Source organism: Microbacterium algihabitans, from assembly GCF_032464975.1.
Classification (GTDB): domain Bacteria; phylum Actinomycetota; class Actinomycetes; order Actinomycetales; family Microbacteriaceae; genus Microbacterium; species Microbacterium algihabitans.
Genome location: NZ_JAWDIU010000001.1, coordinates 854,022 through 867,657, shown reverse-complemented (window position 1 = coordinate 867,657; position 13,636 = coordinate 854,022). Strand labels below are relative to the sequence as shown.

Genomic DNA, 13,636 nt, shown 5'->3' with positions numbered 1-13,636 from the left:
CTGGTGCGGTTGCGGCGGCCCTGGGGCCGGTGGCGCGAGAACGAGGGGGACCGTTGAGCGCGGAAGTGATGCAGGGGCGACGTGTCGCGCTCATCGACGGCGCTGCGCGTTTCGACCTCGTCGTCCCGCTCCACGCTCGCATCGACGACGTGCTGCAGGCCGCCGGGTCCGCTTCCGATGGGTCGGTGCGCGTCGTCGGCGTCTCGGGGCGCGAGATCGACCGCTCGACTTCGATGGCCACCCTCGACGACGGAGTCGTGCTCGTCTTGGTCGATCCGCGCGCCACCGTCGCGCAGGCGACGGGGCGATCCTCGCGACCGGTCGCGTCGTCGCGCACTACGGCGGCCTGGTGGGTCATGGCGGCCGCCGGTGGCATCCTGGCTCTTGTCCGCCTCATCGGTGCCGACGCCCTCCCGCCCGACGTGCGCGCGGTCGTCGCCGCCGCGGCTCTGCTGGCGGCGCTCGCCGCGGCGACCGTCTTCGCCCTCCGCGCGTCCGCTCGCACCGCGACGCTCGCTCCGGTCGTGGGTCTCCTCGCCCTCGCCTTCGGCGGAGGCGTCGCGGTCGTGCCCGACCAGCCCGCTTCGACCGAGCTGGTCGCCGTGTTCACGGGGCTCCTCGCGGGCGCCGTCGTCACAGGCGTCGTGGGAGTGCTCGGCGCGACTGACACCCTGCGCGCGCAGGGGCGCACCGCCACGATCGTCGCGGCCATCCTCGCCGCCGTGTGGGGGCTCTCTCTCCTGCTACATCTCGACCCTTCGGCGCCGGCGGCGATCACCCTCGGACTCGTCCCGGTCGCGCAGCGGGTGCTCCAGGCCAGCCTGGTCGACGTCGAACCCGGCACCTTCATCGACTACGGCCGCTTCCAGAGCACCCGCTGGACGGTGCGTCAGAACCTGCCTGACGAGGTGCGCACGATCGAGGCCGACGACGCCGACGCCCTGGTCGAACGCTCGACCGCGCGGTTGACGATCGGCGTCGTCATGCTCGTGACGGCGGGCGCTGCCAGCGCGTTCACGGCTCTGCCGACCTTCGCCGTCGACAACCCCGTCGTGATGGCCGGGCGCATCGCGCTGGCATCCACTGTCGTCCTCGCTCTTCTGCTCGGTTCGCGCAAGAGCACGGTGCCGTTCCTGCGCTGGGTGGCCCGCGTGGGGGCAGCCGTCGTCGTCGCGGCGGTGCTCGCGGCCCTCGTGCCGACGATTTCGTCGGGGCTCCTCGTGGTCGTGGCGGGACTCCTGCTGGTGGGGGGCCTCGGCGCCGCGCTGCTGGTGGTGCCGGTGGGGCGCGGACTGCGCTCGCTGGGGTGGTCGCGCACGGGCGACGTCTTCGAGGCGCTGGCGACGGCGTTCTCTCTTCCGGCGGGCATGTTGGCCGCCGGAGCGGTGGAGATCGCGCGTGCGATGATGGCGACATGACGCAGACGCCGCCGTTCGGCGCGCCCGCGACGGTGGGGGTGCGACTGGGTGCCTTCAGTGTCGATGCGGCCCTCGTGGTCATCTCCTCGGGCGTGGCATTCCTCCTCGGCTCCCCGGTCCTCGGCATCGCCGTGGCCGCCGAAGCGCTCCTGGGCCTGTGGATCCTGCAGGCGCGACGCGGCCTGACGCCGGGCGCCCTGCTCTTCGGCCTGCGCGCCGCGCGCGTCGACGAGCCTGTCGTCCCGGGCGCGGGGCGGGCGTTCGTCCGCGGCTCGCTCGTCGTCCTCGGCGGTCTCGTGCTGGTGGCGGGTGCCTGGGTCGTCGTGGCATCCGCCGCGTTCGACAAGAGCGGTCGGCGACGGTCGTGGGCCGATCGCGCGGCCGGAACCGTGTTGCTGGCGGTGCCCAAAGACAAGACGACGGATGCCGACGAGGCCCGTGGGCTGTCCGAGCCCACGGTGCACGCTCGCCCCTCCACCTCGCGCGAACCGCTGCGGGTCGACGCGGCCGTCGTCGACCTCCCCGAGGCCCCCGCGTGGGAGACGCCCCTCGTCGCGATCGACGCTCCGGCCGCCGCCGGCGAGCGGGCCCCGGTCATCGCCCCCGGTCCCGTCGCGGTGACCCCCGAGCCCGCGGCATCCGCCCCGCGCACCGAGCACGCGCAGCTTCTCATCGTGTTCGACACCGGCCAGCGCGAGCAGCTCGACCTTCCCGCCGCCGTCAACTTCGGTCGTGCGCCCGTTTCGAACGAGCCCGGCGACCTGCTCATCGTCGTCGACGATCCCGACCGCCTGATCTCGAAGACCCACCTGCGGCTCGAGCACGACGGCGAGAACGCCTGGGTCATCGATGCCGGGTCGACCAACGGCTCCGAGATCATCTCCGACGACGGCACGGTGCACGCCCTGCGTCCCGGAGCCCGCACGCTGCTCGAAGACGGCGCGCGCGTTCGTCTGAGCGAACGAGTCTTCACCCTGAGTCGCCTGATCGGAGGTCCGGTGTGAGCACGGGTCCGCGCATCGCCCCGCCGTCGCAGCCCAACGGACGCATCGTCCTGCAGCCGCCGCCCGAGCTCGTGCCGAACGAGGGCGGCAGCGGCATCCTGACCTCCCTCCTGCCGATGCTCGGCAGCGTCGGCGCGATCGTCATGGTGACGATCTCGAACAGCGGCCCCACCGGCTTCCTCATCGGCGGCATGTTCCTGCTGTCGTCGCTCGGCTTCGTCGCGGTCAACGGCTGGCGCCAGCGCGCGCAGCGCAACGCCGAGGTGCTCGGCAACCGCCGCGAGTACCTCGCCTACCTCGCAGACCTTCGCGAGACGGTGCGCGTCGCCGCGCGCAAGCAACGTCGTCACGGCGGGTGGATCATGCCCGCCCCCGCGGCCCTGCCCTTCATCGCCGAGGAGCGCTCGCGGGTGTGGGAGCGCCAGCCGGGCGACGAGACGTTCCTGCTCGCGCGCATCGGCGTCACGGACCAGCCCCTGAGTCTGACGCTGGAGGCGCCGGAGCTTCCGCCGCTTGCCCAGCTCGACCCGGTGGCGGCCTCCGCCGCGCACCGCTTCATGCTCACGCACGAGATCCAGCGCGATCTGCCGCTGGGCTTCCCGCTCGCCGATTACGCGCGGGTCGAGCTGGTCGGCTCCGACGAAGAGGCCGTGCGCAGCCTCGCCCGCTCGCTCGTGGCGTCGGCGGCAACCCTGCACGATCCCGAAGACGTCGTCGTCGCGGTGCTGGCCGGCCCCGGGCAGACCGCCGCCTGGGACTGGGTGAAGTGGCTGCCGCACGCGATGTCGTCGCGGGTGCAGGACCGCCTCGGGCCGGCGCGCATGATCGCGGCATCCGTCGACGAACTCGTCGACATGCTCCCCGCGCAGCTCGCCTCGCGCCCGCGGTTCGCCCCCGGCGCCGGAGTGACCCCGCACGTCCTGCTCCTCGTCGACGGCGTCGAGATCACGGGCCACGAGCAGCTCGCGGGGCTCGAAGGGGCGCAGGGCGTCACGATCGTCGACCTGCCCGTCCGGTGGGATGAGCTCGACGACCCCCTCAGCGCGCGCGTCGCCCTGGCCGATGCCCCCGCTCCGGTGCGGGTGCGCCGTGGTGACGAGAAGGCGCCGACGGCGACCGCGGAGTTCATCGACGGTGCGGGCCGCGCGCAGACCTTCGTTCCGGATGCCATGACCGTGGCCGAAGCAGAGGCCACCGCCCGGCGGCTCATGCCGCTGCGCCCCGCTCCGATGGTCGTCGTCGATGCGCCGACGACGCAGGGGCAGCTCGAGCTGACCGAACTGCTCGGGCTTCCCGACGTGCGTTCGGTCGACTTCGACCGCGCATGGGCTCCCCGCCTCGAGCGCGATCGCCTGCGCGTGCCGATCGGCCAGGAGCCCTCGGGCACCCCGCTCGTACTCGACTTGAAGGAATCGGCGTCGCAGGGCATGGGACCGCACGGCGTGATGGTCGGTGCGACCGGTTCGGGCAAGTCCGAGGTGCTGCGCACCCTCGTGCTCGCGCTGGCGATGACGCACTCGCCCGAGCAGCTCAACTTCGTGCTCGTCGACTTCAAGGGCGGCGCGACGTTCGCCGGCATGGCCGAAATGCCCCACGTGTCGGCGGTCATCACCAACCTCGGCAGCGAGCTCGCGCTCGTCGACCGCTTCCAGGACGCTCTTCAGGGTGAGGTCGTGCGCCGTCAGGAGCTGCTGCGCGCCTCGGGCAACTTCGCCAACGTCGGAGAGTACGAGGCCGCCCGCCGCGGCGGCCGTACCGATCTCGCCCCGCTTCCGGCCCTGCTCATCGTCGTCGACGAGTTCTCCGAGCTGCTGACCGCGAAGCCCGAGTTCGTCGACAGCTTCCTCAACATCGGTCGCGTCGGCCGCTCGCTCCACGTGCACCTGCTCCTCGCGTCGCAGCGACTCGAAGAGGGCAAGCTCCGCGGCCTCGACACGTACTTGTCGTACCGCATCGGTCTGCGCACCTTCTCGGCATCCGAGTCCCGCACGATCATCGGCACCCCCGACGCCTACACGCTCCCGCAGGAGCCGGGCGTCGGCTTCCTCAAGAGCGACACCGAGAACCTCGTGCAGTTCCGTGCGGCCTACGTGTCGGGGCGCCCCAAGGGCATCGCGGGCACCGCTGTCGACGAGTTCGGCGGTACGTCTTCGGGTCCGGCGCGCGTGGAGGTCTTCACCGCGCTCGCGCAGCCCGACGACGACCAGGCCGATGAGACTCCGGATGCCGCGCCCGCGGCCATCGCGGCACCGGTGGCCGAGAAGCGCTCGACGTTCCAGATCGCCGTCGACCGCATGAAGGACCGCGGACCCGAGGCCCACCAGGTGTGGCTTCCGCCGCTGGCCGAGCCGTCGCCGCTCGACGCCCTCATGCCCGATCTCGCCGAAGACCCGGCCCTCGGGCTCGTCTCGAAGCGCTGGCGCGACGCCGGAGCGCTCACGGTGCCGATCGGCGTCGTCGACATCCCGCTCGAGCAGCGCCGCGACAACCTCACCGTCTCGCTCGGCGGGGCGGCCGGTCACGTCGCCATCGTGGGCTCGCCCCTCAGCGGCAAGTCGACGCTCGCCCGTACGCTCGTCTCGGCCCTCGCCCTGACGGGCACCCCGCAGGAGTTCCAGTTCTTCGTGCTCGACTTCGGCGGTGGAGGCTTCACCGCGATGCAGCAGCACCCGCACGTCGCGGGCGTCGCCACGCGCACCGAGCCCGAGGCCGTGCGACGCGCCGTCGCCGAGGTCGAGGCCGTGCTCGACGCGCGCGAGCAGTACTTCCGCCGCAACGCCGTCGACTCGATGGACACCTACCGTTCGCGTCGGCGCGAAGGCCGGCTCGACGACGGCTTCGGCGATGTCTTCCTCGTCGTCGACGGCTGGTCGACGCTGCGCTCGGAGTTCGAGCCGCTCGAGGCGCGCGTGCAGACCATCGCCGCGCGAGGACTGAGCTTCGGCGTGCACGTGGTCGTCACGGCCAACCGGTGGCTCGAGATCCGCGCGAACCTCAAGGACCTCATCCAGACGCGCGTCGAACTCCGCCTCGGCGACCCGACCGACTCCGACGTCGACCGCAAGCAGGCCGCGAACGTCCCGGTCGGTCAGCCGGGACGCGGACTCAGCCCGACCAAGCTGCAGATGCTCACGTCGGTGCCGCGCGTCGACGGCTCGGACGATGCCGCGACGATCGCCGACGGCGTGTCCGACATGATCGCCAAGGTCTCCGCCGCCTGGCACGGCGAACCCGGTCCGAAGCTCCGGCTGCTGCCGGAGGACATCTCGCTCGACGAGGTGCGCGCGCTCACCGAACCCGGTGACGGTCGACTGCTGCTGGGCATCGAAGAGGCGCAGCTCTCCCCGTTCGGCATCGACCCCCGCGTCGAACCGCACCTGTTCGTCTACGGCGACTCGGGAATGGGCAAGTCGTCGTTCCTGCGGGCGACGGCCGCCGAGATCCAGCGCCTGTACACGCCGACCGAGGCGAAGATCTTCGTCGTCGACTACCGCCGCGCGCTGCTGGGCGAGATCCCCGACGACTACCTCGGGGCCTACCTGACCTCGCACGACCTGGCCACCGGCGGCATGAACGACCTCGCGCAGTACTTCTCCACGCGCATCCCCGGTCCCGACGTGACGCCCGCGCAGTTGCGCGAGCGCAGCTGGTGGAAGGGCGCCGAGGGCTTCATCCTGGTCGACGACTACGACCTCGTCGCCACCAGCCAGGGCAACCCGCTCGCGGTGCTCCAGCCCCTGTTGGCGCAGGCCGGCGACCTGGGCCTGCACGTCATCCTGACGCGACGTTCGGGCGGCGCCAGCCGTGCGGCGTACGACCCGATCATCCAGCGCTTCACCGACCTGGGCGTCACCGGCATCCTGCTGGGCGGCAACCCCGAAGAGGGAGCGCTCATCGGGCGTGTCAAGCCCGAGCGCGCGGCTCCCGGCCGTGCGCAGATCGTCAGCCGCGAGCACGGACTCGTGGCCGCGCAGCTGGCGTTCTCACCGCCCGCGCACTGAGCGACGTCCTCTCCTGAGCCGCCGCGGCTTCCACGACGGATGCCGCGGCGGTCTCCGTCCCGCCCGTCCGGGGGCCACGCCTTCTCCACAGTTGCCCTGTCGTCCCCGGTCATCCCCCGACGGATGCCGGGGCGGTGTCGGTGTCGGTGGCCCGGGTTACCGTTGTCGGGTGACTTATCCCGGCGCCGCCTCCGAGCCCTACGCCGACGCGCCGCCCGAGCCGTTCGACGTCCCCGACGACCCGTACGCCGGCGCCGACTGGGACCCCGATCTGTTCGGGCCGCCCGACGACTTCGACGCCCCGCCCCCGCCCGTCGATCCCACGTCGGCATTCGCCCGCGCGGCGGCCGCGACGGGCACCGCGCGCGAACTGCCCGCGGTGCGCGACTTCACCGGGCGCGACCCGCGCGAGGTGCTGCACGAGGTCTACGGGTACGACGCCTTCCGCGGCGACCAGGCAGACATCGTGCAGCACGTGGTCGACGGGGGCGACGCCGTCGTTCTCATGCCGACCGGTGGCGGCAAGAGCGTCACCTACCAGGTGCCCGCGCTCGTGCGCCCGGGCACGGGCCTGGTCGTCAGCCCGCTCATCGCGCTCATGCACGACCAGGTCGAGGCGCTGATCGCCAACGGCGTGCGCGCGGGCTACCTCAACTCCACCCAGGCTCCGGCCGAGCGTCAGGCCGTTGAGCAGGCGTATCTCGCGGGCGAGCTCGATCTGCTCTACGTCGCCCCCGAGCGCCTCAACGGGGCGCAGACCCTCGGCCTGCTCTCGCGCGGCCGACTGAGCGTCATCGCGATCGACGAGGCGCACTGCGTGTCGCAGTGGGGCCACGACTTCCGCCCCGACTACCTCGCCCTGGGCGATCTTGCCGAGCGCTTCCCCGGCGTTCCTCGCATGGCTCTCACGGCCACGGCGACGCCCGAGACGGCGCAAGAGATCGTCGAGCGTCTGCGCCTGCGCGACGCCCGGGGGTTCGTGGCGAGCTTCGACCGACCCAACATCCAGTACCGCATCGACGCCAAGGTCGACCCGCGACGCCAGCTCGTGCAGTTCATCCGATCGCAGCCCGAGGGCTCGGCCGGCATCGTCTACGCCCTCAGTCGCAAGACCGTCGAGCAGACCGCCGCCTACCTGTCGTCGCAGGGGCTCAACGCCCTGCCGTACCACGCGGGTCTCGACTCGTCGGTGCGGGCGACGCACCAATCGCGCTTCCTCCGTGAAGACGGGGTCGTCATGGTCGCCACGATCGCCTTCGGTATGGGCATCGACAAGCCCGACGTGCGCTTCGTCGCCCACATCGACCTGCCCAAGTCGGTCGAGGGCTACTACCAAGAGACCGGTCGCGCCGGTCGCGACGGTGACCCCTCGGTGGTCTGGATGGCCTACGGCCTCGGCGACGTCGTGCAGCAGCGCCGCATGATCGACCAGTCACCCGGCGACCGCTCCTACAAGATGCGACTCGGACAGCATCTCGACGCGATGCTCGCCCTCTGCGAGACGGTCGGCTGCCGTCGGCAGAACCTTCTCGACTACTTCGGGCAGCGCTCCGAGCCGTGCGGCAACTGCGACACGTGCCTCACCCCGCCCGACACCTGGGACGGCCTCGTCGCCGCACAGAAGCTTCTGTCGACGATCGTGCGGCTGCAGCGAGAGCGCGGCCAGGCCTTCGGCGCGGGACACCTGATCGACATCCTGCGCGGAGCCAAGACCGAGCGCATCTCGCAGCAGGGGCACGACCGCCTCAGCACGTACGGCCTCGGGGCCGATCTGAGCGACCAGGACTGGCGCAGCGTCATCCGTCAGCTGCTCGCCCGCGGCATCGTCGTCGCGCAGGGCGACTACGGCACTCTCGCGCTGAGCGAGGCCTCGGCCGGCGTGCTGCGCGGCGAGACGCCGGTGCCGCTGCGACGCGATGCGCTCGGCCGCACCGGCGGTGGGGGTGGCGGCGGCAGCCGGCAACGGAAGTCGAGTGCCGATGACGTGGCCCCCGGCGACCGCGACCTGTTCGAGGCGCTCCGCGCCTGGCGCGCCGAGAAGGCGCGCGAGCAGGGCGTGCCGGCCTACATCGTCTTCGGTGACGCGACCCTGCGGGCGATCGCCGCTGCGCGGCCGGCCGCGATCGCCGATCTCGACGGCATCACCGGCATCGGTGCGAAGAAGCGCGAGGCGTACGGCGACGGCATCCTGACGGTGGTCGCCGCGAACTGAGCTCTGCGCGGGCCCCGGTCCCTTCGACGGGCTCAGGGACCTCGCTCGGTGTAGGTGGCTGAGCTCGTCGAAGCCACCGCGAACTGAGCTCCGCACGGGTCCCGGTCCCTTCGACAGGCTCAGGGACCTCGCTCGGTCGCGCGCGACCGCTCAGTCCTCTCACGGGAATGTTGACCACCCACAACGACCTCTCGCAGCGGGGCCCGCGGGTGTTGTGCGTATCGCACAGGAGGTTTGGGTTGTCGTTGTGGGACACCTACCGTGAGAGTCGTCCTTTGCAACGTCGAAAGGTGCCGAGAATGACCGACGCCGCCGTCCGTCCCACCACGCCCGCCACGAGCACGCGTACGCCCGTCGGGGGTGCGCCCACCGCGCCGCACTCCGCCGCCGAGGCCTCCGAGGCGCGTATCGATACCGAGCGGGTCACCGACCTGCTGCTCGGCACCTGGGGCGACACCCGCCGCCAGGCGCGCGAGCTGATCAAGGATCCCGCCCTCTGGCGCGACGACAGCCTCGGCATGGACGCGCACCGCGAGCGCACCCTCAGCCAGCTGCACCTGCTGGTGCAGAACAAGGCCGTGCACCGCGCCTTCCCGAAGCGTTTCGGGGGCGAAGAGAACAACGGCGCCAACATTGCCGGCTTCGAAGAGCTCGTGGCCGCCGACCCGAGCCTGCAGATCAAGTCGGGCGTGCAGTGGGGCCTGTTCGGCTCGGCGGTGCTGCAGCTGGGCACGCGCGAGCACCACGACAAGTGGCTCCCGGGCATCATGAGCCTCGACATCCCCGGCGCCTTCGCGATGACCGAGACCGGGCACGGCTCCGACGTGTCGGCCATCGGCACCACCGCGACCTACGACCCCGCGACCGAGGAGTTCGTCATCCACACGCCGTTCCGCGGTGCGTGGAAGGACTACCTCGGCAACGCGGCCCTGCACGGCAAGGCAGCGACGGTCTTCGCCCAGCTCATCACCGACGGCGTCAACCACGGCGTGCACTGCTTCTACGTGCCGCTGCGCGACGACGAGGGGAACTTCTTCCCCGGCATCGGCGGTGAAGACGACGGCCTCAAGGGCGGTCTGAACGGCATCGACAACGGCCGTCTCCACTTCGACCAGGTGCGCATCCCGCGCACCAACCTGCTGAACCGCTACGGCGACGTCGCCGCCGACGGCACCTACTCGAGCGACATCGCCAGCCCCGGTCGTCGCTTCTTCACGATGCTCGGCACGCTCGTGCAGGGTCGCGTGTCGCTCGACGGTGCCGCGGCCTGGGCCTCGGCCATCGGCCTCACGATCGCCATCACCTACGGCAACCAGCGTCGTCAGTTCGACTCCGGCAGCGGCACCCCCGAGGTGACCCTGCTCGACTACGGCAAGCACCAGCGTCGCCTGCTCCCGCGTCTGGCCACCACGTACGCGCAGATCTTCGCCCACGACGAGTTCCTGCAGAAGTTCGACGGCGTCTTCAGCGGTCGCCTCGACACCGACGCCGACCGCGAAGACCTCGAGACCCTCGCCGCGGCGCTCAAGCCGCTGTCGACCTGGCACGCGCTCGACACCCTGCAGGAGTCGCGCGAGGCGTGCGGCGGGCAGGGCTTCCTCTTCGAGAACCGCCTCGTGGGCCTGCGCGCCGACCTCGACATCTACGTGACGTTCGAGGGCGACAACAACATCCTGCTGCAGCTCGTCGGCAAGCGACTCCTCGCCGACTACGCCCGCCAGTTCAAGGGCAAGGACGCCAAGCAGCTGGCCGCCTTCGCGGTCGGTCAGACCGCCGGCAAGCTGTTCCACGGCGCGGGCATGCGTCAGCTCGGCCAGGCCGTGTCCGACTTCGGCTCCACCGCCCGTGCGGTCGAGCGGGGCCTGCGCGCCGAGCAGCAGCACGAGCTGCTCGCCGACCGTGTGCAGCAGATGATCGCCGACATCGCGGGGCGCCTGCGCCCGGCATCCAAGCTCTCGCGCGAAGACGCGGCGGCGCTGTTCAACGAGAACCAGGCGCAGCTGATCGAAGCGGCGCGCGCGCACGGCGAACTGCTGCTGTGGGAGGCGTTCACCGACGCCATCAACCGCATCACCGACCGCGACACGCTCACGGTGCTCACCTGGCTGCGCGACCTCTTCGGCCTGCAGCTCATCGAGAAGCACCTCGCGTGGTACCTCATCAACGGCCGCCTCTCCGCGCAGCGCGGGGCCGCGGTGTCGAGCTACATCGACCGCCTGTGCCGTCGTCTGCGCCCGCACGCGCAAGACCTGGTCGATGCGTTCGGCTACGGCCCCGAGCACATCCGGGCGTCGATCGCCTCGGGTGTCGAGGACGACCGCCAGAACGAGGCGGCCGCGTACTACGCCGAGCTGAAGGCGTCGGGCACGGCTCCCGTTCCGGAGAAGAAGCCCGGCAAATAACGCATCCGCACGAGAGCAGGCCGATCCGCGACGGGTCGGCCTGCTCTCGTGTCAGCCCCGTCCGCGAGGCAGGACGAGGTTCCGGATGCCGCGGTGTCGGAGGTCCCCTCTAGCCTGGGTCCCATGACCGATCTCGTGACCGGAGCCGACGGCATCCGGCGCTGCGCCTGGGCGGGCGCCGACGCCGAGTATCAGCGCTACCACGACGAGGAGTGGGGCACGGCGCTGCACGGCGACCGTCGCCTCTTCGAGAAGATGAGCCTCGAGGGCTTCCAGGCCGGGCTCGCCTGGATCACGATCCTGCGCAAGCGTCCGCGCTTCCGCGAGGTGTTCCATGACTTCGATCCGGCGGTGGTCGCCGCCTTCGGCCCCGACGACGTCGAGAGATTGATGCAGGATGCCGGGATCATCCGTAATCGCGCCAAGATCGAGGCCGTGATCGGCAACGCCGGCCTCCTCGAACGCATGGCCGACGGGGAGCTCGACGCCCTGATGTGGTCGTTCGCGCCGGTGGCGCACACCCCTCCCCGCACGTTCGCCGAGGTGCCCACCGTCACCGCCGAGTCGACCGCCTTGAGCACAGAGCTGCGGCGCCGGGGTTTCCGCTTCGTCGGGCCCACCACGATGTACGCGCTCATGCAGTCCGCGGGCATGGTCGACGACCACGTCGCGGGGTGCTGGCGCGCGGAGGCGTGACGCCCCGCTAGACTGGTCTCATCGGGAGCCTTCGCTCCCTGCGTCGTCGAACGCACCGGCCCCTTCTTTCGGGCCTTTGACCTTCACGGCGAACGGATGCGCCACTCGGCGCCTTCGCCCACTTGGCCGCAGCTTCGCGGCATCCCGAATCGCCGTGCGCGCGTGCGCCGCGGCAGGAGTATTCATGACGTCCCAGACTTTCGCCGACTTCGGCGTGCCCGCCCCTCTCGTCGACGTTCTCGCCTCGCAGGGCAAGAACGACGCGTTCCCCATTCAGGCCGACACCCTGCCCGACACCCTGGCCGGCCGCGACGTGCTCGGCCGCGGCAAGACGGGCTCGGGCAAGACCCTCGCCTTCGCGCTTCCCCTCGTCGCCCGCCTCGCCGGCAAGAACGACCGCCGTCGTGGCCGCAAGCCCCGTGCGCTCGTGCTCGCCCCCACCCGTGAGCTCGCCAACCAGATCGACGAGGTCATCAAGCCCCTCGCCGCGGCCTACGGCCTGGTCACGACCACCGTCTACGGCGGTGTGAACCAGAAGCGCCAGGTCGACGCGTTCGCCGGAGGAGTCGACATCCTCGTCGCGTGCCCCGGTCGCCTCGAAGACCTCATCGGTCAGGGCTACGCGAGCCTCGACGACATCGAGATCACCGTGCTCGACGAGGCCGACCACATGGCCGACCTCGGCTTCCTCCCGGGCGTCACGCGTCTGCTGTCGCGCACGCCCGCCGGTGGTCAGCGCCTGCTGTTCTCGGCCACGCTCGACAATGGTGTGGACAAGCTCGTCAAGCGCTTCCTGCGCAACGAGGTGCTGCACTCGGTCGACGAGGCGCACTCGCACGTCGCGGCGATGACCCACCACGTCTTCGCTCCCGCCGACGCCGACGCCAAGAAAGACCTCGTGCAGACGCTCGCCTCGGGCACCGCGCGCCGCATCCTCTTCATGCGCACCAAGCACCAGGCCAAGAAGCTCGCGAAGGCTCTGACGGCTGCGGGTATCCCCTCGGTCGACCTGCACGGAAACCTGTCGCAGCCGCAGCGCGACCGCAACCTCGCCGCCTTCGGCGACGGACGCGCCAAGGTGCTCGTCGCCACCGACGTCGCCGCCCGCGGCGTGCACGTCGACGGTGTCGAGCTCGTCGTCCACGTCGACCCGCCCGTCGAGCACAAGGCGTACCTGCACCGCTCAGGCCGCACCGCCCGTGCCGGCACCGCCGGTGACGTCGTCACGATCATGCTCCCCGAGCAGCGTCGCGACACCCTCGACATCCTGCGCAAGGCCAAGATCTCGGCCACGCCCACGGCCGTGACCCCGACCTCTCCCGAGGTCGTCGCGCTCGTCGGCGAGGTCGCCGCCTACGTCAAGCCCGAGCCCATCGTGGCCCAGCCGCAGGGCGGCGGCCGCTCGCAGGGCGCCAACGCCCAGCGCAAGCGCGCACAGCGCACGCAGGGCACGGATGCCGTGGCTCCCGCCGCCGGTGGCGGTCGCCAGCGCCGCGGTCGGGGTGGCAGCGCCCAGGGCACCGATGCTCCCGCCGCCGGACGGGCCCCGCAGGGCGGTCGCGGCCAGGGTCAGCGTTCCTCCGGTGCAGGCCGCGGCCAGTCGGCCGCCGGTGGTCAGCGCACGGGTGCAGGTCGTCCGCAGGGCGCCGGGCGCTCGGCATCCGGAACCCCCACGACCGGCATGGTCGTCGGAGCACGCAGCCCCCGCACGAACCGTCGCGCCCAAGGCTGAGTCGACTTTCCCATTGCCCCCGCAGATCCGTCTGCGGGGGCATCGTCGTCTCCGGAGGCAGCTGCCGTCGTGCGGATGTGGACCACGCCGCGCCGGATGCCGAACGCCGAGGAGCGGCGTGTCACCCGTCGGATCCGCACGGCAGCGCCTCCCGGTCCGTCGCGCCTCGCG

General features: G+C 71.6%; 7 protein-coding genes. All 7 read left to right on the top strand.

What is annotated here, in order from left to right; translation table 11 throughout:
• Positions 1-53: 53 nt before the first annotated feature.
• The 7 genes from RWH43_RS04060 to RWH43_RS04030 all read left to right on the top strand — a co-directional run bounded on the left by RWH43_RS04060 (position 54) and on the right by RWH43_RS04030 (position 13,465).
• Complete coding sequence (locus RWH43_RS04060; protein ID WP_316000724.1) at positions 54-1,418, top strand: hypothetical protein; 1,365 nt, start codon at positions 54-56, stop codon at positions 1,416-1,418.
• A complete protein-coding gene (locus tag RWH43_RS04055) occupies positions 1,415-2,422 on the top strand; it encodes an RDD family protein (RefSeq protein WP_230704086.1) in 1,008 nt (335 codons plus the stop codon). The genes RWH43_RS04060 and RWH43_RS04055 overlap by 4 nt, the downstream gene beginning before the upstream one ends.
• Positions 2,419-6,423 carry a type VII secretion protein EccCa gene (gene eccCa / locus RWH43_RS04050; RefSeq protein WP_316000723.1) on the top strand — a complete coding sequence of 1,335 codons (4,005 nt, stop codon included), beginning with the start codon at positions 2,419-2,421 and terminating at the stop codon, positions 6,421-6,423. The genes RWH43_RS04055 and eccCa overlap by 4 nt, the downstream gene beginning before the upstream one ends.
• A 169-nt stretch (positions 6,424-6,592) precedes the next feature.
• Complete coding sequence (recQ, locus tag RWH43_RS04045; RefSeq protein ID WP_187358420.1) at positions 6,593-8,635, top strand: DNA helicase RecQ; 2,043 nt, start codon at positions 6,593-6,595, stop codon at positions 8,633-8,635.
• Positions 8,636-8,934: 299 nt separating this feature from the next.
• Positions 8,935-11,037, top strand: coding sequence for an acyl-CoA dehydrogenase family protein (locus RWH43_RS04040; RefSeq protein ID WP_144830126.1), 2,103 nt, complete (start codon positions 8,935-8,937; stop codon positions 11,035-11,037).
• Between the two features lie 123 nt (positions 11,038-11,160).
• Positions 11,161-11,733 (top strand): DNA-3-methyladenine glycosylase I, encoded by a 573-nt coding sequence (locus tag RWH43_RS04035; protein WP_144830123.1) that lies wholly within the window; start codon positions 11,161-11,163, stop codon positions 11,731-11,733.
• Between the two features lie 184 nt (positions 11,734-11,917).
• Complete coding sequence (locus tag RWH43_RS04030) at positions 11,918-13,465, top strand: DEAD/DEAH box helicase (RefSeq protein ID WP_144830120.1); 1,548 nt, start codon at positions 11,918-11,920, stop codon at positions 13,463-13,465.
• The last annotated feature ends 171 nt before the right edge of the window (positions 13,466-13,636 follow it).